Annotated in this window: 23 protein-coding genes; 12 read left to right on the top strand and 11 right to left on the bottom strand. The window is 69.3% G+C overall.

Annotated elements, in window-relative coordinates:
* Window positions 1–28 precede the first annotated feature (28 nt).
* The 7 genes from ACGFS9_RS25895 (at window position 29) to ACGFS9_RS25865 (ending at window position 6,418) form a co-directional block, all read left to right on the top strand.
* Window positions 29–238, top strand: coding sequence for a hypothetical protein (locus ACGFS9_RS25895; protein ID WP_393256576.1), 210 nt, complete (start codon window positions 29–31; stop codon window positions 236–238).
* 335 nt (window positions 239–573) lie between these two features.
* A complete protein-coding gene (locus ACGFS9_RS25890; RefSeq protein WP_393256574.1) occupies window positions 574–1,422 on the top strand; it encodes a helix-turn-helix domain-containing protein in 849 nt (282 codons plus the stop codon).
* A gap of 5 nt (window positions 1,423–1,427) precedes the next feature.
* Window positions 1,428–2,117 carry a hypothetical protein gene (locus ACGFS9_RS25885; protein WP_393256589.1) on the top strand — a complete coding sequence of 230 codons (690 nt, stop codon included), beginning with the start codon at window positions 1,428–1,430 and terminating at the stop codon, window positions 2,115–2,117.
* 143 nt (window positions 2,118–2,260) lie between these two features.
* Window positions 2,261–3,574 (top strand): hypothetical protein, encoded by a 1,314-nt coding sequence (locus tag ACGFS9_RS25880; RefSeq protein WP_393256573.1) that lies wholly within the window; start codon window positions 2,261–2,263, stop codon window positions 3,572–3,574.
* Window positions 3,575–3,812: 238 nt separating this feature from the next.
* Window positions 3,813–4,214 (top strand): plasmid mobilization protein, encoded by a 402-nt coding sequence (locus tag ACGFS9_RS25875; RefSeq protein WP_393256571.1) that lies wholly within the window; start codon window positions 3,813–3,815, stop codon window positions 4,212–4,214.
* 4 nt (window positions 4,215–4,218) lie between these two features.
* Window positions 4,219–5,922 (top strand): mobilization protein, encoded by a 1,704-nt coding sequence (locus ACGFS9_RS25870; RefSeq protein ID WP_393256570.1) that lies wholly within the window; start codon window positions 4,219–4,221, stop codon window positions 5,920–5,922.
* Between the two features lie 103 nt (window positions 5,923–6,025).
* Window positions 6,026–6,418, top strand: coding sequence for a hypothetical protein (locus ACGFS9_RS25865; protein ID WP_393256568.1), 393 nt, complete (start codon window positions 6,026–6,028; stop codon window positions 6,416–6,418).
* Window positions 6,419–6,551: 133 nt separating this feature from the next.
* On the opposite strand, the gene ACGFS9_RS25860 is transcribed toward ACGFS9_RS25865, so the two are convergent.
* The 3 genes from ACGFS9_RS25860 to ACGFS9_RS25850 form a co-directional block, all read right to left on the bottom strand.
* The gene (locus ACGFS9_RS25860) at window positions 6,552–7,250 is read right to left on the bottom strand and encodes a hypothetical protein (RefSeq protein ID WP_393256567.1); all 699 of its coding nucleotides are present in this window, start codon (window positions 7,248–7,250) and stop codon (window positions 6,552–6,554) included.
* Between the two features lie 97 nt (window positions 7,251–7,347).
* Window positions 7,348–7,827 (bottom strand): hypothetical protein, encoded by a 480-nt coding sequence (locus ACGFS9_RS25855; protein WP_393256565.1) that lies wholly within the window; start codon window positions 7,825–7,827, stop codon window positions 7,348–7,350.
* Between the two features lie 85 nt (window positions 7,828–7,912).
* Window positions 7,913–8,662, bottom strand: a complete 750-nt coding sequence (locus tag ACGFS9_RS25850) for a DUF317 domain-containing protein (protein ID WP_393256564.1) — start codon at window positions 8,660–8,662, stop codon at window positions 7,913–7,915.
* A 706-nt stretch (window positions 8,663–9,368) separates the two neighbouring features.
* Here ACGFS9_RS25850 and ACGFS9_RS25845 point away from each other — a divergent pair.
* The gene (locus ACGFS9_RS25845) at window positions 9,369–10,226 is read left to right on the top strand and encodes a hypothetical protein (protein ID WP_393256562.1); all 858 of its coding nucleotides are present in this window, start codon (window positions 9,369–9,371) and stop codon (window positions 10,224–10,226) included.
* On the opposite strand, the gene ACGFS9_RS25840 is transcribed toward ACGFS9_RS25845, so the two are convergent.
* The 5 genes from ACGFS9_RS25840 to ACGFS9_RS25820 form a co-directional block, all read right to left on the bottom strand.
* Complete coding sequence (locus tag ACGFS9_RS25840) at window positions 10,214–11,071, bottom strand: aldo/keto reductase (RefSeq protein ID WP_393256561.1); 858 nt, start codon at window positions 11,069–11,071, stop codon at window positions 10,214–10,216. The genes ACGFS9_RS25845 and ACGFS9_RS25840 overlap by 13 nt on opposite strands.
* Entirely contained in the window at window positions 11,005–12,201 is a 1,197-nt protein-coding gene (locus ACGFS9_RS25835; RefSeq protein ID WP_393256560.1) for a JmjC domain-containing protein, read from the bottom strand. The genes ACGFS9_RS25840 and ACGFS9_RS25835 overlap by 67 nt, the downstream gene beginning before the upstream one ends.
* Window positions 12,202–12,277: 76 nt before the next feature.
* Window positions 12,278–12,445 carry a hypothetical protein gene (locus ACGFS9_RS25830; RefSeq protein WP_217458995.1) on the bottom strand — a complete coding sequence of 56 codons (168 nt, stop codon included), beginning with the start codon at window positions 12,443–12,445 and terminating at the stop codon, window positions 12,278–12,280.
* A 146-nt stretch (window positions 12,446–12,591) separates the two neighbouring features.
* Window positions 12,592–12,732: a hypothetical protein gene (locus ACGFS9_RS25825; RefSeq protein ID WP_393256558.1), complete on the bottom strand. Its 141-nt coding sequence runs from the start codon at window positions 12,730–12,732 to the stop codon at window positions 12,592–12,594.
* A 176-nt stretch (window positions 12,733–12,908) separates the two neighbouring features.
* Window positions 12,909–13,400, bottom strand: a complete 492-nt coding sequence (locus tag ACGFS9_RS25820) for an ATP-binding protein (protein ID WP_393256556.1) — start codon at window positions 13,398–13,400, stop codon at window positions 12,909–12,911.
* A 251-nt stretch (window positions 13,401–13,651) separates the two neighbouring features.
* Between ACGFS9_RS25820 and ACGFS9_RS25815 the strand changes: the two genes are divergently transcribed.
* Together ACGFS9_RS25815 and ACGFS9_RS25810 are read left to right on the top strand one after the other, a co-directional pair.
* Window positions 13,652–14,995: a transcriptional regulator gene (locus ACGFS9_RS25815; protein WP_393256555.1), complete on the top strand. Its 1,344-nt coding sequence runs from the start codon at window positions 13,652–13,654 to the stop codon at window positions 14,993–14,995.
* Window positions 14,996–15,067: 72 nt separating this feature from the next.
* Window positions 15,068–16,240, top strand: a complete 1,173-nt coding sequence (locus ACGFS9_RS25810; RefSeq protein ID WP_393256553.1) for a serine hydrolase domain-containing protein — start codon at window positions 15,068–15,070, stop codon at window positions 16,238–16,240.
* Between the two features lie 78 nt (window positions 16,241–16,318).
* On the opposite strand, the gene ACGFS9_RS25805 is transcribed toward ACGFS9_RS25810, so the two are convergent.
* The 3 genes from ACGFS9_RS25805 to ACGFS9_RS25795 form a co-directional block, all read right to left on the bottom strand.
* Entirely contained in the window at window positions 16,319–18,004 is a 1,686-nt protein-coding gene (locus tag ACGFS9_RS25805) for a TIGR04141 family sporadically distributed protein (protein WP_393256551.1), read from the bottom strand.
* 107 nt (window positions 18,005–18,111) lie between these two features.
* Window positions 18,112–18,492 (bottom strand): hypothetical protein, encoded by a 381-nt coding sequence (locus ACGFS9_RS25800; protein WP_393256549.1) that lies wholly within the window; start codon window positions 18,490–18,492, stop codon window positions 18,112–18,114.
* Window positions 18,489–20,963 carry an AAA family ATPase gene (locus tag ACGFS9_RS25795; protein ID WP_393256548.1) on the bottom strand — a complete coding sequence of 825 codons (2,475 nt, stop codon included), beginning with the start codon at window positions 20,961–20,963 and terminating at the stop codon, window positions 18,489–18,491. The genes ACGFS9_RS25800 and ACGFS9_RS25795 overlap by 4 nt, the downstream gene beginning before the upstream one ends.
* Window positions 20,964–21,280: 317 nt before the next feature.
* On the opposite strand from ACGFS9_RS25795, the gene ACGFS9_RS25790 reads away from it, so the two are divergent.
* The gene (locus ACGFS9_RS25790; RefSeq protein ID WP_393256547.1) at window positions 21,281–21,937 is read left to right on the top strand and encodes a DUF433 domain-containing protein; all 657 of its coding nucleotides are present in this window, start codon (window positions 21,281–21,283) and stop codon (window positions 21,935–21,937) included.
* Window positions 21,927–22,313 carry a hypothetical protein gene (locus ACGFS9_RS25785; RefSeq protein ID WP_030189502.1) on the top strand — a complete coding sequence of 129 codons (387 nt, stop codon included), beginning with the start codon at window positions 21,927–21,929 and terminating at the stop codon, window positions 22,311–22,313. The genes ACGFS9_RS25790 and ACGFS9_RS25785 overlap by 11 nt, the downstream gene beginning before the upstream one ends.
* Window positions 22,314–22,321 lie beyond the last annotated feature (8 nt).

Here is a 22,321-nt window from a genome sequence, read left to right as displayed (position 1 = left end):
CGCCGCCCGATATGCCCCGAGGACGTCTATGCCCCAACGACAGCCACAGCTCACCGAGATCCAGCCCGATCTTGGCATCGCCCCCGAATGCGACTCCGGCCGCCGCCAGAAGCCGGATGAGGCCAGGGAGGCCGCTCTCCGGCGCGTGTGCGACGGGTTCACCGCGACGATCAGCCCGCGGAGCGCGGCTCGGCTCGCGGACCTGCTCTCCGCCGCGAGCTATGCCCAGGCGGCATGACCATGCCCGCTTCGGCAGCCTGGGATTCGGCTCTTCCGCTCCGGAAATGCGGCACAGGACGCGTTCGCCCTGAGCTGTTCTTTTTCTCGGCGTAGTGCTGGACTTGTGCCTGGTGGGTGTGGCTGTGTTGGTCGTGCGCGCCGGATGCTGGTTCCGGAGTTGCGAATCCCCGACACGCCATCGCGTGGGCCAAGGTGCCCCTTGCGTACGCCTGCGTGCAGCGGTGCCGACCGCCGCAGACGCGCCAGGAAACTCCAAGCCGCGCCCCCTTCCTGCACGCAGCCTGAAGCGGACCCGCGCGCAGCCTTCAGCCTCGACGTAGGAGCCGCCTCCAGATGAGCCTTGACGCCCGCGAATGGGTGTGGGACCACAGCCGCAGCAAGGGCACCGCCCGCATGGTCCTCGCCTTGATCGCCGACCGGTGCCCCGACCGGCGCTGCATCGCGTACGCGTCCGTGCCCACCCTCATGAAACGCGCCAACGCCTCCCGTACGGCAGTGCGTGACGCCCTGGCCAAGCTGATCGCCGACGGGGAGCTGGTCCCGCTCGCTGGCCGCAAAGGGCCGCGCGGAGAGACGTACTACCACCTGCCGGACGCGGCCCGGTTCCTCGCCGAACAGGCCGCCGAGGGGGATCAGGATCTGACCCTCCTGGGGGATCGGGTTCCGACCCCGGGGGGACCGAAATTCGACCCTGTCGACGCCTTCGAAGGGGGTTCGGAATCTGATCCTCCGGTGCGGATTCCGACCCCTGGGGGGTTCGGATTCAGACCCTCTGCGGGTGCGGATCCCGACCCCCAGAACAGAAGAGAACCGAAGGTGAACGGTAGTAACAGCAGCAGCTCTGCCCCGCTCATCTCCGCCGCCGACTGGCAGATCGACGACGACGCCGGGGCCTGGCTGCAACACCACGGCCACCTCGACCGACTTGGCGAGCACGCCCTCCACGCCGCCGACGAGAAGTGGCGCGCCTACCGGACTGCATGCGCGCCCCGCACCGCCTCCGCATGGGCCGCCGACTGGCGTGCATGGATCACCCGCGAGCACACCCCGACCCCCGGACGCCCGCATCTGCGCGCCCTGCCCGGTGGCAACGCCCCTGCCCCAGCCACCGGCATGAGCCGCTCCGAGGCGCACATGGCCGCTCTGCTCGCCGCCCTCGACGAACCGAACGAAACGGAGTGACCACCCTGCAACGACGCGAAGTTGCCGCCGTCCTCGCCTACATCGGCCGCCTCGACCCCCGCGCCATCCGCACCGGCACGAACGAGGTTCGTGACCAACTTGTCCAATGGCACGAACTGCTCCGCGACGTGCCGCTCGCGACGGAACACGGCTGGGACGTCCGCGAGGCGGTACGAGCGCATGTCCTGGACTCCCCGTACCCGATCCTGCCCGTGGACGTCGCCCGTAAGTGGCGCGCGTACCGGCGCGACTGCCTCGACCGACACACCGACCCCACCCCGTCCGCCGATCCAGACGACTCGGCGTCCTGGCGTGCTGAGTTGCTCCGCACGCGGCACGCTGTCGCCGCCGGAAGGGCCGCGCCCTCGACGCACCGGCAGATCACCAGCGGTGCCCCGCACCCGGACATCGAGTCCCGCCTCGCCGCCATCGGAACGTGCATCCCGTCGGCAGTCCGTGCCGAGCTGGCCCCCTACCGGCCGGCCCGCGCCGCACGCGAGGCGGCCGTCGCCGCGGGACAGCCCGACGCCCTCAGCGTTCCGTGCCAGTGGTGCCGCGCCGCCCAAGGCGAACCCTGCCGTAACCGGCGCGTCGGTCTCGACGGTCGAGCCCGGAGCAACGTGCCCCGGGCGACGCCCCACCCGACCCGCGTGGACTTCGCCGTGGCGGAGCGCGCTCGGCAAGAAGCGGCGTGACCCGCACTGGCTCCCCGCCGTGGACGCGCTGATCACACGCGGCAGCTATCACGCGTGGGGCCCCTCACAGAAGGGGTCCGCGTGTACGCCCCCTTCGTGTCGGCCCTCATTCCCCTCGCTTCCTCCCCGTGGAGACCGTCTGCATGACCCTCGGCAACACCGCACACACAAGCGCCGACGGCGGCATCACTCCGCCCCTGCCTCACTGGACCACCCTGTCGGCGGTTGGCGCCGTCCTGGTTCTCGTCGCCGTCCTGCTCGTTGGACAGCTGCTGCGCCGACGCCCCCAAAAGCCCGGTGCCGGGCAGCGACGTGGCAGCGCCGCCATCCCAGTCGCGGCTGTCGCGGCGATCGGCTGTACCGCCTACAGCGCGGACACCAGCTGGCGCTTCGCCTCCGACTACCTCGACATGGGCGGCACCGTCGAGCGCGCCGCGATGTTCGCCGTCGCTGAGCTCGCCCTGTTCGCCGCCGCGCTGATGGCCCGGATGAACCTCAACGGCCCGAAGCAGGCGCCAGGGGTGCCCGGCACGCTCACCTGGGTGATCACCGGCGTGCAGATCGTGCCCGCCTACGCCGAGTCCGGGCTGGTCGGCGGAACCGTGCGGGCATTCGTCGGCCCGGTCCTGGCGGCGGTGCTGTGGCACCTGGCCATGGGCATCGAACTACGCAACCGCAGCCCGCACGCCGACTCCCGCAGCCTGACCGCCGTCCTCACCCGGCAGGCACGCGAACGGCTGCTGGCCCGCCTGGGAGTCGCCGACCGAGACGCGGACGCCGCCCGGATCATCCGCGAGCGCGCCCTCGACCGGGCCGTCACCCTGATCCTCCGGGCCGAGGCCATGACGCCGGCGAAACGCGCCAATCGGCGCGGCCGACGCCTCACCCGCCGCCTGCACCAGGCCCTGGAACAGGCTGACGTCGACCACGACGAGCGCCAGGACCAGCTGCTGCTGCGCAAGCTCGCCACCCGCCAACAGGCGCTCGCCCTGGCCTCCGTTCCGCTGCCCCGGCGTTGGCCCGCCCTCATCACGGACACGACGGGCACCTCCACGACCACCCGCCCGCGGGCCACAGCGACAAAGCGGGCAGAGTATCCGGGCTGCCCGCCCGAGACCGGTACGGGCGATGACGCCGCCCACCAGGCTGCCCGCCTGGAGCCCGCAGTCCGCCCGCACCGGCCCGCCCGCACATCGAGCGAGGAACCGCCGGACGCCAATCCGGGCGAGGCCGCGCGGGCGAAGCCGAATCGCCCGGGCCGCAAGCCTCGGGTGACACCCGGTCTCCTCACCGAGTACGCCCATCGCATCTTCCGTGAAACCGGACGCCTCTCCCGCGACCTGCTGGAGGAAGCCGTGCGCGAGGACGGCTACAGGGTCGCCAGCGACACCGCCGGAGAAGTCGTCCGCACCGTCAAGGCCGAGCTGAAGCCTGCTCGCGCCAGCCAGCCCCACTGACCTGCTCCACCCAGCACCGGAGGAGAACCGCTCAATGCACGACCCGCACCACGAACTTCCCACTCCCCAGAAGGAGATGGTCACCACTCCCGTTACACGCGCAGCAAGTTGTCGGATAAGGAGTCCTTATCCGGCCCCCGCCCTGGAGGGGGCGGAGGCGTCCGGTGCCGAGGCGGCACCGGAGTCGGCCGGCCCAGGGGGGCCAACCGGGGCAGGGGGAGCCGAGCCGTCGTCGAGCATGCCGCAGCAGTCTGCGCCGCGTCGCCGTCTGCGTGACAAGCAGCTGCGCGAGCGCCGCGTCCACCCTCGCTACAACGACGACGAGTTCGCCCTAATCGTGAATGCCGCCGCTCTGAGCGGCATGGCCCTTGGTGGCTACGTGGCCGAGTGCTCGCTCGCCGCCGCCCGCACCGACGACCCCACCGCAGCGGTCGCCGACTACCGCGCCATGGTCAAGGCGCTGATGGCCGCCAACGGGCAGCTCGGCATGATCGGCAACAACCTCAACCAGCTCACATGGCACCTCAACAAGGACGGTGCCTGGCCCCACCCCGACGTCGTCCAACGGCTCCTGACGCGCGTCGAGGCATCCATCGCCGAGCTGGACACCGCCATCGCCCAGGTCGCCGAGGGGCGGTGAGCGGGTGATACCCAAGATCATCCTCAGTGCCGGCCCGTATGCCACGCGCCGCACGATCGGCTACCTCTTCGGCAAGGGACGGGCCAACGAACACATCGACCCCCACCTGGTGGCCTCCTGGAACGGCTTCGCCCCCGACCCCGGCCGTAGTCCCCACCGCGATCCGAAGGACGCGATGGCCCAGCTCGTCGCCCAGCTCGACCAGCCCGTGAAGATGCTGGGGGACAAGGCGCCCAAGGACACCGTGTGGCACTGCCCCGTCCGCGCCGCCCCCGAGGACCCGATCCTCGCCGACGCCCAGTGGGCCGACATCGCCCGCCGGATCGTAGCCGCCGCCGGCATCGCCCCCGACGGGGACGAGCACGCCTGCCGATGGGTGGCCGTCCGCCACGCCGACGACCACATCCACATCGCCGCAACCCTCGCACGCCAGGACGGCCGCCGACCCGAGCGCGGCTACGACCAGCGCGCCGTGCAGCGCGAGGCCCGCAAGATCGAAATCGACTACGGGCTCAGGCAGTTGAAGCAGGGCGACGGCACCGGCGCCAAGCGCCCCACCAGCAAGGAACACTTCAAGGCCAAGCGCCTGGGCCAGGACGCCGCCACCCGCGACGTGCTGCGTCTGCGGGTCCGCCGCGCGGTCGCCGCCGCGGCCGACGAGGCCGAGTTCTTCGCCCTGCTGCAGGCAACCGACGTGATCGTGCGCCTCAAGCTCGGCCCCTCCGGCGACGCGCTCGGCTGCAACTTCGCCCTGCCCGCAGACACCAACGACCAAGGCGAGCCGGTCTTCTACGCGGGCTCCACCCTCTCCCCCGACCTGTCCCTGCCCAAGATCCGCAAGAGCCTCGCCACCACCAGCTCCGAACCGGCCACCGCCCGGCCGGGCAACTCGTGGCACCAGGCCACCGCTGCTGCCGAACGCATCCCCCACCACCTCGCCCACGACGACGCCCCCGCCGCCCAGGGCCAGCTCGTCGCGCTCGGTGCGACGCTGGACCTGCTGCCGGCCACAGCTCCGGCCGCGATGAAGGCTGAACTCGAACGAGCCGCAGCCGCCTTCGAGCGCGCCACCCGCTCCCGCATCACCGCCGACCTCGCCAGCACCCATGCCCTGCACCGCAGCGTCCAGGCGATCTGGCGCGACCGCCCACAGGACCGTGACGGCACGGGGCTGGCGATGCTCCTCGACGCCGTCCTCACCGCCGTGGCGTTCGCCGTGCACTGGCACCGCACCCCCCAGCACGCCCAGCAGGAAGCCGCCGCCGAACAGGCACTCGCCCACCTGCAGATCGCGTACGGGCAGGCCGCCGAGCCGGTCCTGGCCGGCCTCGCACAACGCGCCCCCAGCGACCAGATCAAGCGCCGCTTTGCCCATCACCTCCAGGAGGCGGTGCCAGAGCACGCCGAGCGCATCCTCAACGACGCCTCCTGGGACGCGCTCGCCACAGTACTCGCCCAGGCGGAGGCCGCCGGGCACAACGCGGCCACCGTCCTGGACCAGGCACTTGGCCAACGCACCCTCGACGACGCCCACAGCCCCGCCCGCGCGCTGACCTGGCGCATACGGCGCCTCGGCGAGCGTCACGCCCCCAGCCCCCGCGCCCAGGCGGCCATGGCCCGCAGCACCGCACAACGCCCCGGTATCCCAGCAGCCCACCCCACGGCCGGCGTTCCGCTCCAGCAGCGGCCTCCAGTACGGCGGCGCTGACCCACAGGCGCGCGCACTGTAGCCGACGATCCCCGGTTACCGAAACCGGGGATCGTCCGGAGCATTTATGCCCCAACCCCGGCCTCCGGAAGGAACCCTCTGCATGGCCCAGACCGACATCCGCCCCCGTGTCGTCATCCTCCTCGCCGACGTAGACTCCTCCCGCCGCGACGAACCCGGTCGCCTGTACCGCCGCGATGGCCGCCCCCTCACTGGTGCCGAGCACGACCTGTTCGCCACCAGCACCTCGGACGAGATAGCCATGGCCGTCGCGCACGGGCTGCCCGACGAGGCCGACTGGATGAGCGAAGCCGACCTGGTGGCGAAGGCCCTCGTCAACCTGTACATGAAGTACGCGTACCAGTTGCCCGACGACTCCCTGGACAGCGTCTACGACCTCATGACCAACGAGGACTACGCGGAGTTCGAGCGTCTGACCGACCTCCAAAACGCCCTGCACGCGTCCGAAGAACACGCCGAACTCGAAAAAGACTGACCGACCACACACGGGCGGCAATTCAGGACTCCGCCCACCGGCCGACACCCTCAGCACCACGCACTCTGGTCCTACACACGCCGCAGGCCCGACCGGAAACATCACCGGCCGGGCCTGCGGCATCCACGCGAACTCACGTGGCCACACGGGCTTTCGCCACCGCCTCCACCACATGGGCATCAACCAGCGCGGCCGAACCCGAGACCACCGCAACCACCATCCCCACACGAACAGCCGTCTGCTTGATGACGTGGCTGCGCCCGTCAGCGGTGAAGGTGAGCAGCTGACTCCACCGCTCGTCCCCCAGCCGGGGCACGGACACGTTCTGAGCGGTGACCGTGACGGCCATGCTGCCGACGAGCACCTGGTAGCCGGAGCAGGAGGTCATCGCCTCGAAGATCCGGCCCACCCCGCTGGAGAGCTCGGCCGCGGTGCCGCTGTACAACTCCTCGGAGATCTCCGAGCCGGTGCCGCTTGCGTAGGTGAAGGAGACCTTCGCCCGGCGCGGGAAGTTGAGGCTCCCGCCAGCCGCAGCGTCGCCGCCGAGTTCACCCAGCGCGGGGCAGCCGACGACGGTGACGTCATCGTGCCGACCGGGCTGCTCCGCCTTGCGAGCGTAGCCCTCGCCCAGGTCGCCCTCGTCCAGAAGCCTCTTTGCCAGCGCGGCCGAGGACAACGGCCCCGCAGCCGGGGCGTTTCTGCCCTCCTGGCGTCCGGAAGCGGAGCCGGAAGACGTCGGGTTTGTGGTGTGGGCGCTGCCGTCGGAGCAGGCCGTCAGGACCAGGACGGTCGCGGTACCGAGGCAGAGCGCGGTCGTGATGGGAAAACGCATGTGGAACCCCCTGTTGATGCGGAGCGAAAGGTCTGACCAAGACGGCTCTCCGGGGCCGGCAATGCGGAGGGGAAGGGGACAGGGGGTTTCGCGGGAGTCAGTGGCCAATATGGCGCAGCCCGTCCTCAAGGGTGGGGTGCCAGTGATCGGCCGGACCGGAGTGGCGGTTGTACCAGGCCGCGTCCAGGCACGGCTCCCTCGCCGTATGACCGGCACGGCACCGCAGCCACACCGAGTCGTCGCGCATGCAGAGGACAACCCAGTTCCGGTATGCGCCGCACTCGGGACACTCACGTACCTCGCCGTCGATGACGAGCGGTTGGTCCCAGGGCATCATGAACCCGGCGACGTCCTGGCGGGACGGTGCTCGAAATTCCGGCGGCAGGAAGCCGGGCTCCGCTGCAGCCTCCGGGGTGTCCTCGGCGGTCGCGGCGACCTGGCTGGGCACATCGGGCCAGGGCATTTCTGTGTGCATCTGCAGCAGCGCTCGGCCCGCACGCTGGCCATCACGGAACTCACGGTCGGCGCGAGCACGGCGCCGGAACCTTCGGAACATATAGGTCTCCTTCTCTGCCATCTGGCGAGTACGGGGAACGGTCCGCCCAGGGGAAATCGGCAGTCGGCGAGGAGCAGCACAACAGCTACTCCTGGGGCACAGGTGGTCAGCTGCGGCGGACGACCATGAGCCGGCCCTCGGCGTCCTTGGGCAGGGTGCGGCGGGACACCAATGCCGGCGAAGCCAGAGCGGAGGCAAAGGCGGCGACCAGGTCATGGGGAACACCGGCGCTGAAGCTGGCACACCACAGATACGGGGCCCCGAGAACGGGTTCCGCCCACGCCTGCCAGCCCATCAAGTCCGGGCGTGGATGCGCGTCCTGGACCAGTGGCGGCTGCAGCCCCAGGGAGACGGTGGTGGAGAACCCGGGGTCCATGGCGGTGGTGTGGGGACAGTCCACGTCACGGACCCAGCCTTGGGCACCGAGCGCGTTGAGCACCGCTTCGGGCCTCTCGAAGCCGATGTCGGGTGCCTCACGGGTGTCGATCGCCATGAGGAGGTCGGCGAGTGCTTCGTACGGGATACCGGTGGTGAAGTAGGCGTTCCACTCCGTCATCGCGGAGTCGGCGTGCGGGCGAGCGCTCAGTTGCCAGGCCACGGGCCGTCCGCCCAGTTCGAACGGGTAGGCCGCGAGGATCCACTCGGCACCGCACAGCCCGTTGGGGCTCACGTACAGCAGGGTGTTGCGGGAGGTGGGCCACATGCGCCAGCCGAGGCCAGCAAGGGTGTCGCCGATCCGCTCGGCGAGTACGCCGTCGTCACCCGCCAGGTGCCGGGGCGTGACCCAGTAGACCGGGTCCGGGGAGTCGGGATGAGATGTGTCGCTGGGGTGGTGCGGACGCAGGGGCGCCTCCAAGGACTCGGGATCTCCGGCAGGGTGTTGTACGTTGACATCCTTTGCCGCGCCGTACCAGTACTTGCGGGATCTTTCCTGTCTGCCCCGGGCGAACTGTCTCGTGACAAGGGATCTTGACCAGCTGTCAGGCAGATTCTGCGTGCAGCACGACCCCGGCCGTCAGGGCCGCGGCCCGAACAAGATCTGCGCGAGACGCTGCCGTACCTCTGGTCGAGCGAGAGCGTCGCCGGTGCTGAAGAACGTGATGTTGCCCGTGTCGCTAATGAGCTGGGGTGCGAAGTACTCAAGCCCGGGGTGTTTCCGCATCACGGGGCATGTCGATTCGTGCGGCAGGCGGTGGCCTCCTCGCCCAGCGCACGAGGTGCAACTGCCGGTGGCATCTCGCCGACGCCCATCTTCTGGCAACGGCGTCACCCACCCTTCTCCTCTGCAGTCCTGACAGATGTTGCCCTTCGCCGGGCAGCTACAAGCTTCGGTGGCTTCGGCGACCTGTGACTTCATTGGGGGACGGTAGCCAATTGTTTGGCCGGCGGAGGTAGATCCGGGGAACGGTTGCAGCGATCAAACCTGCCTGGTAGATGGTCAAGATCACCTGACAGGGGAAGTGCTGCAGGCAGTCGCCGCAGGGCGTGGGACCCAGCGATCTCGCGCGACTACATCCTCGGCGACGGGCGCCTTTTGCCGCATCACTGCTACGGTCGCGTCCATGGCGCTCTCGGTCTCCATGGGTCAGGCTGTCGACCTTCGCGTACAGCTGGTTGACGAGGTTCTTGATCGCGTCGAGCGGTCTCTCCAAGTGGGCCTGCTTCCGGAAACGATGGTGCGCAAGCGCCGATCCGTGGGAGCCAGAACAGACCGCGACACCTGGGTGCGGATCGAGCGGCGCCTGCTCGACAAGATCTCCGACCAGGGGTGGAACGGGACTGAAAGTGCCGCCCGCCTGAAGGGCATTGCCCAGCCTGAATGGCACGGATGTGTGGTCTGGCGGGCCACGGACGGGCCGGTGATGTGGCGAGCCGACGAAACCGAACTCCTGCCAGGGGCTCCTGTCGGAATCGCCATCCTGAGCGAAGCCCCGGAGCTGCCGGACGGCTGGTGGGAGGCGTTGAACGCGTCGCTGGACGCGCTGGCGGCCCAGAGCACGAGGCGGGTCGCCACGCCGGACACCGACACCATCACCCAGGCCCTCGTCACCGAGTCCATCCGCGGTGTTTTCTCCGGCGACTTCGATACGACCATCAAGCAGTGGGTGCCGGCCCACGCGGACCTGAACTGGGCCAACATGACCGCTCCGGCGTTCAGTCTCTTCGACTGGGAGGACTGGGGTAACGCGCCACTGGGGCTGGACTCGGCCTCGCTGTGGGCGAGTTCCCTTGCAGTCCCGGCTCTGGCCGATCGCGTATGGCTCGAGCGCCGGTCCGACTTCGAGAGCCGGGACGGCAAGTTGATGACGCTGTTCGCCTGCTCGAAGATCCTCGGGCCGTACGCGCACCCGGAAGACCCTCGGCTGGAACCCGCCCGGCGCATGGCCGAGCAGGTCATCAAGGAGCTTCAGGCCGACTGATCGCGTGAACCGTCTCGCAGGAGACTCCGGTACTTCTGGACCGTTCGTTCCTCGACCTCGCCGACCAGGGCGCCGAGGAGTTCGCCCAGATGGGCGGGCTCATCAGTGCCCACAGCCACAGCGCCGACCCTCGGGAGGTGATAGGCGGCTATGAACGCCGCCTGCACGCGCGAGAGCTGACGGCTTCCCCCGAGAAAGACACGGGAGTCGATCTTGGCCCACACCGGGTCGCTGGTGCTGCCACCGAAGGGGCTCATACCCCATACCTCGCTGGGGTCCAGGTCCCACGCCTTGATGAGGGCGTCCGCGACATCCAGAGTTCTGGCTCCGACCAGCAGGCCGGCGCGGATCATGAGGGTCGCTGGCCTCGGTACGGTCGGGTCGATCAGCCCTACCAGGGATGATGGGTCCCAGGTCGCGATGCCCCAGGCGGCGCATAGGCCCTTGCCCGTAGCGTCATCGAGGGCAGCGCACGCTTCTGCCAGCAGCTCTTGGCCGTGAGGGCCTGCCTCGCGGAGCGAGTGTTCCGGGTTGTGCAGGAACACCAGATCGGGCTCCTGCCCCAGGTCCCCAGCCGCCTGTTCCACGGCCGCGCGCAGCCGTACAGGGTCCAGGGAATGCTCCGCCCCGCCCGGTCCCGGAAAGTAGCCCACCTTCGTGGAGACGGTGAACTTCGGCAGCAAGTCGCCGGCCGCCTGCGCCAGGACCTGATGCGAACGGAAGCCGAGGTAGTTGGTGCTGGTGTCGAGTGTCGTGACGCCGAGATCGAGCGCCCCGGTCAGGAGCCGGCGTTCGTGACGAGACCGGTGTAGCCCGAGAACAACTCGGGGGTCAGCACCGCGCACAGCTCCTCCTTCACCAGGATCTCCGCGACCTCCGTCACTTCGGCCCCGGCGACTGCCGCGGCCTGTTCCAGCTGGACCGGCCTGCCGCTCAGCAGCAGACGCAGAGCGGGCAGTACCTTGGCCGTGAGGGTGAGCTTCTTGCCCGAGGCCACGATGTCGATGGTCTCTCCGTGCTCCTGAAGCTGGGGCGGGAAATGCGTGGTGCACACCACGGCGTCGAGCGGCCCGAGTATGTCGAGGAAGGGCACGTGCCGAGGCAGTGTCGTCGCCTGCTCGTATGCGTCGAAGAAGTCGGCCGGCGGGCGCTCGCCGATCAGCTGGGCGGCGGCCTCGGTCAGGACATCGGTGCCGGTTCCGTGCCAGCGGTCGAGGTCGTGGCGGAAGATCTCGCGCTCACGGCACCAGTCGGCCAGCCACGCGAGCCAGCTCGCCCCTGTGCGCTTGGTGATGCCGAACGTGACGTGAAGGCTCTTGCCGGAGCCGCTGCCGGTCCGTGTCGCCTGGTGCCAGTGGCCGCGCGGAATGTGCATGACGTCGCCGGTCCGCATCAGACCGGACCAGATGATGTCGTCGCTCGGTGTGCTGTTGGGGTCGGCGTCCCGGTACATCGGGACCGCGCGGGAGGTTGCGCGCACCTCCCACTCCTTCTCACCGGCAAGCTGGACGATGACGACATCGTGGTCGTCCCAGTGCAGAGGGAAGCCAGAGGCGTCGTTCGTCGTCAGGTACGCGTTGACCTGGACTCGCTCGCGGGACCACCACTGCAGGGCCCGGCACGCGACTTCCATCGTCGGGTCGAAGACGTTGGCCTGGTCCATGATCACCGTCGCACCTTCGCCCAGGAGCCTGCCCAGGCTGCGCATGTTGACCATAGAGATGCTCTGGCCCCGAGGGCTGACGCTGTCCGTGTAGTAGATGGCCGGATGGACCTCCTCGCCCTTCTGGAAGCACCGGAACTGCGGGCGGTTCAGACTCCTGCGCATCGCGACGTCGAGCAGGCGGTTCGGGGTCATGATGCGGGAGACGAGTGCGGGATCGTCGATGCTCCCGCGTACGAAGTCCTTGCCGAGTTCCTCGGCTCCACTCCAGCCAAGCGCTGCCTCGATGGCACTGATCAACCGGTGTTCCATCGTGCGTCCTCCATGAGTTCGACCACTGATGCGGACACGGTGAGGGCCGGCCGCGCCGGCCCTCACCGCTTGGTGCCTACTCGCTGTCGTGCAGGTTGCCGTCGCCACCCGGCCACGGCGCGTCGCCGGAACTGCCCTGGTTGTCCGACCGGAGACTGTCGTAGCGGTCGTGGACGGCAGTCAGCTCTTTCACCGCCACCAGGAGGCTGCTCCGGGCCGGAGGCGGCGTTGTGGGCTCTGTCACCTCGTGCTCCTTCCTTTTCGGTTCTCCCGCCGGGATTCCGACGGGAGGTCCATGGCCGCCCCACGGCCATGGGAGGAGGGGGTGCCGTGGGGCGGCGGTCATTGGGCGCGCGATGAGCTGCAGTCCGGCGCCACGGACAGGACAGGTCAGCGGTGAATCGGCAGACCGCCGACGTCCTCGCGCATATTGATCTCCAGAACGCGCTGGTCCAGTTCGTACAGACAGGCACGACAGGCGTAGAGGGCCGCGTGCATGCCACTCGACCGGACGGGCCCGATCCACGTCACTTCGACATCGTCACGTCCGCACCACAGCCAGCACTCGCCGCGCGCCTGCCATTCGTGGCGATCCCATAGCGCGTAGTCAGTGGGCTCCCTGCTGACGGGGTCGATGTCGCGGCGCGTAGGCCGGAAGACCACGTCGGGATCAGGAAGCGGATTCGCTCGTAAAGCGTGCCGTCCCATCACGAGACCGCCAGGGAGAGCGACTCAGGCTCGGCCACCACGCCCTGCTTCGGCCGTAGCACGAATAACCGGCGCAGAATGGCTACTCGGATGGCGGGCGCCGCCTTGGGCAGCGCGATCTCCGCCCATACGCGCTTCCCTCGGCCGACAGGCTCCCAGGCACACCGCGAAGCGAGAAGCTCGACCAGTGCAAGGCCACGCCCACTCTCGGCATCGGCTTGGATACAACTCGCCTGCGGGGCAGAGGGATTGTCGTCGAGGACGTCGATCACCAGACGACCGGGGCGGTGGTACAGCGCGACGGTGACGGGCCCTCCTCCGTGGACCACGGCGTTGGTGATGAGCTCGGAAGCGACAAGGCGAATGGCGTCAGCCGTCGCGTCGTCCAACGGCACACCCCACGCACTCACCTTGTCGACGACCGTGCGCCGGGCGAGGGACACTTCCCTTTCCTCACCCGCGAGGACGAACCGATGGACGAGCGTGGGCATGGCTGACGCCTCCGAGGAGTTGGAGAGCGGCTCCGTCCCCGACGGGGAAACAGGGGCGGAGCCGCCGATCTGAGAACCGTTCCGGGGCTGACACCCTGCGCGGGCTCCGCGGACGGCTGATATTCAGTCAACGGCCCCAGCCAGCAAGGTGGAACGTTTCTAGGGGGTTCCTCATGGGGACGCCCTCCCCGTACGCGGCCACGCGAAGTAGCCTCCCCACTACGCCGCGAGGGGATGACGGGAGTGATGACATGCCTGGTGAGCCGTTGGCGGTCCACCCGCTGAGCTTCCTTCTGCAGACGCGCGGTTGGGGGAAGGCTGAGTTCGCCCGTCTTATGCAGGCGCACGGGCGGTTACTCGGAATCCCGCTCGCGACCAACCGGACCACGGTATGGAAGTGGGAGCAGGGCCAGGAGCCGGACGCGGACGCACAGCGCGTGCTCGCCGACTTGTTGCGTGTCCCGTATGAGCAGGCTCGCAAGGAAGGTTGGCCCCGCTGGCTTCCGGTCTGGGAGGTCACGGGACTCACCGCCCCGTGGACCGAGGCCGGTACCGTTGAGGCGTTGTCCGAACTCGTCGGGAGTGGCCGCATGGATCGCCGGGGCTTTCTCACCATCACCGGCGCCGCCCTGACGGGCCTCGCGGCAAGCTGGGTGGACGCTCCGTCCGCCTTCGCCTCGGCCTTGGGCGGGGATCAGGTCACGGACACGATGGTCTCGACGATCGAGCAGCGCATCAGCACGCTCCGTACTCTCGACGACCAGCTTGGCGGCGCCACGCTCCTGGAGCAGGCACGGGGCGATCTCGCCCTCGTCACCGGCCTCCTCAGCACCGGCCGGTACACGGAGAGCGTCCGCCTCCGCCTCTACGCCCTGGCGGCCCGGGTGTCGCACCTGACTGGCTGGATGGCTTACGACGCCGGGCTGCGCTCCGCTGGCCAGCGGTATTACGTCGGAGCCCTGCGCAGCGCCCGTACCGCCGGCGACGACGCGTTCGGCGCCTTCATCCTCGCGGAGATGGGCGTTCACGTCTCCGAGGCCGGACGGACCGCGGAGCGCGTCGCCCTCATCTCGACCGCCATCGACAACGCCCCTCGCACACTGTCGCCGTACACCCAGTCCTTCCTCCACCTGCACAAGGCCGAGGCGCTGTCCCGCGACGGCGACCACCGGAACGCCGGAGCAGCCCTCAACCGCGCCGTGTCCCACTGGGAACGCCACACGACGGAGGAAAACCCGGACTGGCTCAACTGGTTCGGCGAAGCCCAGCTGAAGTCAACCGAGGGCAAGGTCCTGCTGCGGTCCGGGCAAGTGGAGCGCGCGACGGGCTCCCTGGAGACCTCCGTGAAGAGCGCGGCTCCTCGGGACAAGGCCGTACGCTCCAGCCGCCTGGCCGAGGCCCGGCTCGCCGGCGGCGACCTGGACGGGGCGCTCGACGCCGCGAACTACGGCACGGAACTCCTGGAGAGCAGTGTCAGTTCCGTACGGGCGCTGGACCGCTTGAAAGAGTTCTCTGCACACCTCGAACCGCGCAAGTCCGTCCCCGCTGTCCGTGAGTTCCGCGAGCGTCTTCAGGCCGTGCCCGTCGCGGCGTGACCGTCACCTCTCGGACTTCGACGCCGAGCCCACCACCTCGGAGCAGGTAGTCCGAATGCCAGGATGGATGGCATGACGACGATCTACGGTGAGATCGCGCCTGGGTTCGAACCGGTGCGTGAGGCGTTCGCGACGAACTTCTCCCAGCACGGGGACATCGGCGCGGCGGTGTGCGTGTACCAGTACGGCCGACCGGTAGTGGACCTGTGGGGAGGCATCGCCGACCCCGAGAAGGGTCGTCCGTGGACGCGGGACACACTGCAGCTCGTCTACTCGGCGACCAAGGGTGCCACCGCGACCGCAGCACACGTGCTTTCCGAGCGCGGTGCGTTGGACCTGGACGCACCGGTGGCGGCGTACTGGCCGGAGTTCGCCGCGAACTGCAAGGCGGACATCCCGGTGCGCTGGCTGCTGTCCCACCAGGCCGGCTTGATCACACTGGACCAACCCGTTCCGCTGAACGAAGCATTGGCCTGGCACCCCATGGCGGCCGCACTAGCCGCTCAGCGTCCCCAGTGGACTCCGGGCACGGCGCACGGCTACCACGGTCGGACCTGGGGCTGGCTTGTCGGTGAAGTGATCCGCCGGGTGTCCGGCCGGATGCCGGGCCGCTTCTTCGCCGACGAGATCGCTGCCCCCCTCGGGCTGGACTTCTTCATCGGGCTGCCGGCGGATCAACGCGGCCGGGTAAGCAGCATGGTGTACCAGCGACCTGCCGTGGACCTCACCACCGTGCCCGCCGAGTCGGTTCCCGAGGAACTCCGCGAGCAGGTTGCCGCGTGGCGGGATCCGGGGTCATTCAGCAACAGGGCATATGCAGTTACCGACCCCGCCGCGATCGACTTCGACTCGCCCGACGTGCAGGCCGCGGAACTCCCGTCCTCCAACGGCATCAGCACTGCACACGGACTGGCGCGCATGTACGCCGGGCTGATCGGCGAGGTGGACGGCGTGCGGCTGCTGGCCTCGGAGACCCTCGCCTCGGCGACCAAGGAACAGGCCAGTGGGAAAGACCAGGTGATGCTGATCCCGAGCCGGTTCAGCTCCGGGTACATGCTGCCTACCGAGACCAACCCCATGATGGGGCCAAACTCCTTCGGTCACACAGGCAGAGGCGGCTCACTTGGTTTCGCCGACCTGGAGCACGGCATCGCCTTCGGCTATGCGATGAACAACATCATCGGGGGCCTCGACGACCTGCGTGCGACGTCACTGGTCGACGCGGTGCGAAAGTCGCTGGCGTAACAGCTGGCATCGCTGTGGCCCCGAGATCCGGAACGGCGCGCCAGCCACGTCGGTGTACGTCGTTACGGTGCGCGGCGGCTACGCCGCCAACCGCCGAGTCCCAGTCGAGGTGGCGGCCGACGGAGTGGAGGCGATGCCGACGACCTCGACCTGGACACCCCATGTTTCGAGCGTCCTGGCCGTCTGCACCAAAGTGACCTGTGAGAACGGGAAAAGGGTGTCGGCGGTGAGGTCGGTTCCGTCCTTCAACAGGATTGCGAATACGACCTTCGAAGGCCGGAAGTCTTCCGGTAGACCGCGCCCTTGCCGGGCGGCGACAACCTTCTCGGCGAACCGCTCCCTCCCCTCCGGGGAGTTCCGCAACGTCTGTACGGCGACGAGTGCCTGACTGAAGAGATGGCTCAGCGCGTCGGAACCCTTGGCGCGCTTCACCATGATCAGGACATCGTCCGGGCTCAGCAGGTCGCAGATCTCCACGCCGTTCCCGCGGTGCAGCACGGTCTGCACGTTGTCGCGGTCGAAGCAGACGTACCCGGGCCGCTGGTCCGGCACGGACGCGTTGTAGGTGCGCTCCTTCTCCCCGAGGACCCACGGAGGCAGGTCGACGGACGGGGTGTCGGAGATCAGCCGCTCGGCGTGCGAGCGGATCGCCTTCAGATACTCCCGGTCGATCTCGTACCAGTGCTCGTCCATCAGGAAGAACCGGCGAGAGTCGAGAAACACCTCCGCCTCGATCCACCGGAGAGCGCTGGACGTCCAGGTTTCGTCGGCCCGGTCGGCGCGGTCGTGCCGATAGAGGGTGACTGTTCCTTCCCGGAGCGCGGCCACGCGGTTGCCCGCACGCTGGATGCGCGCACGGCAGAGGACGTACTCAAGGTCGAAGTCGTCGGTCGACCGGCCGGCCGCGTCGCTGTTGATCCTGGCCCGGAACGCCCGGGCGGCCATGTAGTCGTCCCAATGGTCGGCGGGGACAGCGACGCTGATTCTCCCGTCAGGCTCCTGTCCCAGAAGGTCGTCGAGGACGGCCTCCAGGCGGGTGACAAGGCCGGGGTCGTCGACGGGCACGACGTGTTCGACGAACTCCAGCTCCGGACTCGGCTTCTCCTCGCGCAGCACGCGGGCGATCGCACGGATGTCGGCAATCAGGTCGGCGCCCTCCACACCGAGCCGCATGCGCAGGCCAGCGCCGCCCTCGGCACTGGAGATCTTCCCCGGGTTGTCCCGGGAGATGGTGAGCGGGATGTTGTCCAGGTGGCCGCCGAGGCGGCGCACGATCTGGGCGTGTTCGACGATGCCCAGGCTCCACACCGAGGCCCCGCTCGGGATCAGGGTGATGTCGGTGCGCCCTCCGCCCGGGGTGTGCGACACCAGATCCCGGATCTTCGCGGGGTCCACCCGGCGGGACGCGAAGCTCAGGCCGAAACGGTGGTCCTTCAGGCGGTCGGGCACCAGGCGGAAGCCCTGGTCGTAACCGATCGCGTACACCTCACCGTCGACGGCCAGCATCAGCAGGCCGGCCGAGCGGTTGACGGGCCGTGACACCTCGATACCTGTCGTACGGAAGATCTCGTCGCACCAGTTCGCGACGGGCTGCTCGAAGCTGCCGGTGACCAGGACCGCCGGTACACCGAGGTTCTCGGGGACGTCGAAGTCCGCGTGGACCCTTTCCAACTGGTCCGCGTCCAAGGCGTCGAACATCGCCTCGGCAGTGGGAGGCACGCCCCTGAGTCGGTACAGGGTTCGCTTGGACGTACGGGCCGTCATGGTGCTGCTCCTCGTTCCGCTCTTTGTGGACGGCGGCGATAACCGCCCTCGTGGTTTCGTTCTCATGCGCGTCCTCCCGGCAGTGCCTCTCCTGGCGCCAATGCGGATCAGCGGGCCAACAGGGCGACGAGCGCCGCAACTTCGGTGTGCCACGCGCGGACCTGGTCCTCCGTGGGACCGATCTCGTACTGGTGGTAGTGGCATCCCAGGCAGAGCTGGCTCCACACGGCCTTCGCGCGACGGGCCGCTCCGGCTTCGGCGCAACCGCGGAGCCAGAGGAACGCGGCCCGCTGGGTGCCCTCCCGGATTGCGCGAGGCGCCCGGTGGGCGGTGAGGCGGTCGGCGACCGCGCCCTCCAGCGCGACCCGTAGGGCGAAAGCTGCACCTCGACACCGGCTCGCCGTGGCGGCAGTGGACGTGGCGGGCTCGCCGGTGTCCGTGAGCAGCAGGTCGGCGGTGTCGAGCAGCTGGCGAATCGTCTGGTTCACGGCCCCTCCTCGGGCTTGCGTACCGTCAGGGCTACGGCCTTGATGTCGTCCACGAACCGCTGGGGGTCCGGCATCGAGGTGCCCGACGGGTGGGCGCCCTCCTGGCACTGCCGGACAACGTCCACCGCCTTGGAGCCGCACCGCCTGCGCAGCTCGCGGTAGACGTCACTGGCCCTCTTCGACGGGTCTCCGAAGAGCCCCAGGGCGGCGATGTCCATCAGCGTGACGGCCCCCGCGACGGTCTTCTCCGCCTCGTTCTCGGCCACCCCCGCCCGGTGCAGCCGCAGCCACGCAGCCTCGGACAGGGCCCGTTCCAGGACGGCGCGGCAGAGGCTGGGCAGCACATGGGTCATCGCGACCGGCGGGAGGTTTCGCGTCCGGATGAGGGCGCGTGCGTCGGCCAGTGCCTGACCGACCGGATCGGTCACCCGGTTCACGGTCACCACGGACCGGCCCGCCCGCTCCACCTCCAGTACGGTCACCGGGAGTTCCTGGTTGGTGAAGGCCCGCTGGAGTCGTGTGTCGTGGGTGAAGACCACGACCTGCCGGGTCTCCCCGAGGTTGTGCAGCACGTTCGCGAGGCCGTGGACCTTGGCGGGATCCATGGACTGCACCGGGTCGTCGATGACGACGAACCCGAAGGGGCTGTCCGGTGCGGCGGCGCGCGGCAAGAAGAGCGAGAGCGCGAGGGAGTGCAGTTCGCCCTGGCTCATCACACCGAGGGCCGCTGCCTCGGTGCCGTCGACGGACACGTCCATCACCAGCTTGCGCACGGTGGCCTTCTCGCTGCCGGTCAGGCGCACAGAACGCAGGTCCACGTTGCTCTGCTGACGCAGCTCCTCCCAGATCCGCTGCGAGTGGTCCTCGAACGGCCGCAGCCGCTCCTCGCGCAGCTCGGCACGCGCCTCCTTCAGCCACTTACGGGCCGCCCTGACCTGGCACAGCCGGGGCCTTCCGGCGTACGCGGGCCGGGCCCGGTCGAGCCAGCCCGCGAGGCGGGTGACACAGGAACGCCACTCCTCGTCGAGCTTCTCCAGCTCCCGCAGCGCCTCCTCGCGCAGCGCGGCGCAGGCGTCAGCGAGGACGAGCGCGGCGGTCTCGGCGCGGGCGGCGAGCCGCTCGGCGTCGTCGATCGCCCGGCACGCCTGCCACTCCTCCCACGGGTCCACAAGCGGGGCGGGCAGCCATGCGGGGACCGGCGTGACGAGGTAGCGGACGGCGTCCACCGCGTCCCGCAGCCCGGTGCGGGCCTCCCGTGCGGTCGCGGCCTCCTGCCGCAAGCCGGCCACCTGCTCGGCGGCCCGCTCGGCCCACGCCTCGTCGAGCGCCCGGTCGGACCCGCACACCGGGCAGGTGTCCTCGCCCTCGTGCCGACGGCTGTGCTCCAGCGCCTTGGCCAGCAGCTCCGCACGCTGGTGCGCGTCCTCGGCCCCCGAGGCACGTACGTCATCGAGTACGGCGACGGCCTCGCGGAGCCGGTCCACGGCCGCGCCGACCGCGCCGAGGTCGGGTCCGGCCAGCGCGGCGGTCGCGCGCAGTTCCCTCAGTCGGCCCTCGTCCGCGTCGGGCAGTGAGGTCACGAGGGCGTCGAGTTCGGCGAAGTCGTGGTCGCCCGCCTTGCTGACGACCGCGAGCGCGCGTACCGCCCGCGGGTCGTCCAGTGCGGACAACGCCTCGGCGAGTGCGGGCCGTTCGGCCTCGACCTGCTTCAGCGCGGAGTCGAGCGTCTTCTCGATGCCCTGGAGCCGCTCGTCCGCGGCGGTCAGTTCGCGGAGTCCGAGGATGGCGGCGACCGAGTCGTACTGCTCGCTGGGCCTGCCGTTGAGGACCTTGTCGAGATCCGCGTACGACAGAAAGGGGCTGTAGTCGTTCAGGGCCCGCTCCCAACCGATGCCGGCGAAGGGCCGACGGCCGTGGCCAGGCCGTCTGAACTCGACCTCGGGGGCGGTGACGTCGTCGCCGGGCCAGGTACACGTCAGAGTGGACAACCGGGGGTCGCCCGCGATGGCGAGGCGGACCTCGACCTTCGGGTCGGCCCCGTCGTGCAGGTTGCGCCAGTGCTGACGCCACACCTCGCCCCGCTGCTTGTCCAGGCGGGCGGTCCGGCCCGTGAGCGCCGTCTCGGCGCCCTCGGCGAAGCTGGACTTCCCTGAGCCGTTGCGCCCCACGACGAGGGTGACGCCGGGCTTCGCGGTCAGCGGCAGACGCGCCTTGCGGCCGATGCCGCGAAAGCCGTTGACGCTGATGGAGTCGAGGAACACCCGCTGGTCCGGGTGCGGAGCGGCGGGGGTGTCGGAGGACTCCGTCGCCGTGGCGTTCAGCGCCTCTCGCAGAAGTTCCCGGGGTGCCTCGGCGAGCGCCGAGCTTTCGAGGCGGGCGGTCAGGCGGGAGAGCGTCGAGGAGGAGCCTCGGCGGTGATCGACCTGATGATCAGATGCGTTCGGCTCGTTCTGCGCGGGGTGTTCCGTCATGGTGCTCTCCGCCCTCCGTGGTCGGTTTCCGGGGCCGGGCTCGTGCGGTGGGCGAGAGGGGTGAGTCTCTCGCTTTGCGCGAGCCCGGTGTGACAGAACCGACGGTAGAGGCGGAGAAGTTATTGAATCCAAGATTTCAGTGATAACCCTGGTTATCGAAAATTATACTCTCCGATGACCTGAACGCTGCCGGGACTGCCAAGCCAGAGACCGACTCCCTGTGGCTGGCTGAGCCGATGACTGGGTGTGCGGTCCACCTGCAGGTGGGAGGCTTGATGTGGCACGATGCGAAATCCGGTGCCAAGAGGAGGTGGGGCATGGTCGACAGGTTCAACGACGGGCTGCTGACGCCCGCAGAGACCGCCTCCTACCTTGAGATTCCACAGTCGACCCTGACCTCGTGGCTGAAGGGCAAGGCGGCCGGAGCGCCACTGGTCCACCAGGTCGAGCCGGTACGGAGGGGGCAGCCTTCGGTGCCGTTCATCGCGGTGGCCGAGGCGCACGTTCTTCGTTCTCTGCGTTCCCTGGGGCTTCGCATGAGCGAGATCAGGGAGGCGGCAGCCGCCGTACGGGACGCCTTCGACACCCCCTACGGCCTCGTGTCGAAGCGGATCGCCACGGACGGCGTGGACATCTTCATCGAGCACGGTTGGGGAGATCTCCGCAGAGCCCGCGACGGTCAGGTCCCCATCCACGAAGTGGTCTCCGACTATCTCCGGTACCTCACCTGGGAGCCGGGCGAGGACTTCCCCTCCAGCTTGCGGCTAAGGCAGTACCCGGACTCGGTGCCCGTCGTGATCGATCCGAGGTTCGGTCACGGTCTCCCCGTGGTGGCCGCCAACCGCGTCACGGTCCAGGCCATCACCGACCTGTGGGAGGCCGGGGAGACCGTCGAGGACATCGCGTACGACTACGACATGACACCCTCGCAGGTGGACGCGCTGTGCCGGGCAGTGGTGCACCTTGCCGCCTGAGTTCTTCCTCGACCGGAACCTCGGTCGCCGTGTCGCGGAAGGACTGAGGGCCTGCGGGTGGACGGTTCACCGCATCGGGGACGTCTTTCCTGACGACGGGCAGGACGTTCCGGACGAGGAGTGGATCACTTACGGTCTCGACCGGTCCTGGGTCCCGCTGTCGAAGGACGGGCGGATCAAGACCCGGGATCTGGAGATCCAGCCCGTCCTGGAGCGCGAGGCGGTGCTGTTCTACCTGGACAACCAGCAGCTTCGCAGTGCCGAGATGGTCGAGAGGCTCGTCGCACGCCGAGATGCCATCCACCGGGCCGTCGAGAAGGGCGGCCCGGCGGCCTACGCCGTACGGCACGACCGTGTTGAGCGCACCTGGCCGTGACGGGAGGG

Origin of the sequence: Streptomyces sp. NPDC048566, from assembly GCF_043199735.1 — a bacterium.
Taxonomy (GTDB): domain Bacteria; phylum Actinomycetota; class Actinomycetes; order Streptomycetales; family Streptomycetaceae; genus Streptomyces.
The sequence above is the reverse complement of the archived record's forward strand: the minus strand, read 5'-3'. Positions and strand labels throughout refer to the sequence as shown.

What these genes read in the sequence shown, in the direction of transcription:
- ACGFS9_RS25810 (WP_393256553.1), top strand. Translation starts at nt 15,068, where the DNA reads ATGACGACGATCTACGGTGAGATCGCGCCTGGGTTCGAACCGGTGCGT.
- ACGFS9_RS25860 (WP_393256567.1), bottom strand. Translation starts at nt 7,250, where the DNA reads ATGCGTTTTCCCATCACGACCGCGCTCTGCCTCGGTACCGCGACCGTC.
- ACGFS9_RS25890 (WP_393256574.1), top strand. Translation starts at nt 574, where the DNA reads ATGAGCCTTGACGCCCGCGAATGGGTGTGGGACCACAGCCGCAGCAAG.
- ACGFS9_RS25835 (WP_393256560.1), bottom strand. Translation starts at nt 12,201, where the DNA reads ATGGAACACCGGTTGATCAGTGCCATCGAGGCAGCGCTTGGCTGGAGT.
- ACGFS9_RS25875 (WP_393256571.1), top strand. Translation starts at nt 3,813, where the DNA reads ATGCCGCAGCAGTCTGCGCCGCGTCGCCGTCTGCGTGACAAGCAGCTG.
- ACGFS9_RS25815 (WP_393256555.1), top strand. Translation starts at nt 13,652, where the DNA reads ATGCCTGGTGAGCCGTTGGCGGTCCACCCGCTGAGCTTCCTTCTGCAG.
- ACGFS9_RS25865 (WP_393256568.1), top strand. Translation starts at nt 6,026, where the DNA reads ATGGCCCAGACCGACATCCGCCCCCGTGTCGTCATCCTCCTCGCCGAC.
- ACGFS9_RS25790 (WP_393256547.1), top strand. Translation starts at nt 21,281, where the DNA reads ATGGTCGACAGGTTCAACGACGGGCTGCTGACGCCCGCAGAGACCGCC.
- ACGFS9_RS25820 (WP_393256556.1), bottom strand. Translation starts at nt 13,400, where the DNA reads ATGCCCACGCTCGTCCATCGGTTCGTCCTCGCGGGTGAGGAAAGGGAA.
- ACGFS9_RS25845 (WP_393256562.1), top strand. Translation starts at nt 9,369, where the DNA reads ATGGCGCTCTCGGTCTCCATGGGTCAGGCTGTCGACCTTCGCGTACAG.
- ACGFS9_RS25880 (WP_393256573.1), top strand. Translation starts at nt 2,261, where the DNA reads ATGACCCTCGGCAACACCGCACACACAAGCGCCGACGGCGGCATCACT.
- ACGFS9_RS25795 (WP_393256548.1), bottom strand. Translation starts at nt 20,963, where the DNA reads ATGACGGAACACCCCGCGCAGAACGAGCCGAACGCATCTGATCATCAG.
- ACGFS9_RS25855 (WP_393256565.1), bottom strand. Translation starts at nt 7,827, where the DNA reads ATGGCAGAGAAGGAGACCTATATGTTCCGAAGGTTCCGGCGCCGTGCT.
- ACGFS9_RS25805 (WP_393256551.1), bottom strand. Translation starts at nt 18,004, where the DNA reads ATGACGGCCCGTACGTCCAAGCGAACCCTGTACCGACTCAGGGGCGTG.
- ACGFS9_RS25895 (WP_393256576.1), top strand. Translation starts at nt 29, where the DNA reads ATGCCCCAACGACAGCCACAGCTCACCGAGATCCAGCCCGATCTTGGC.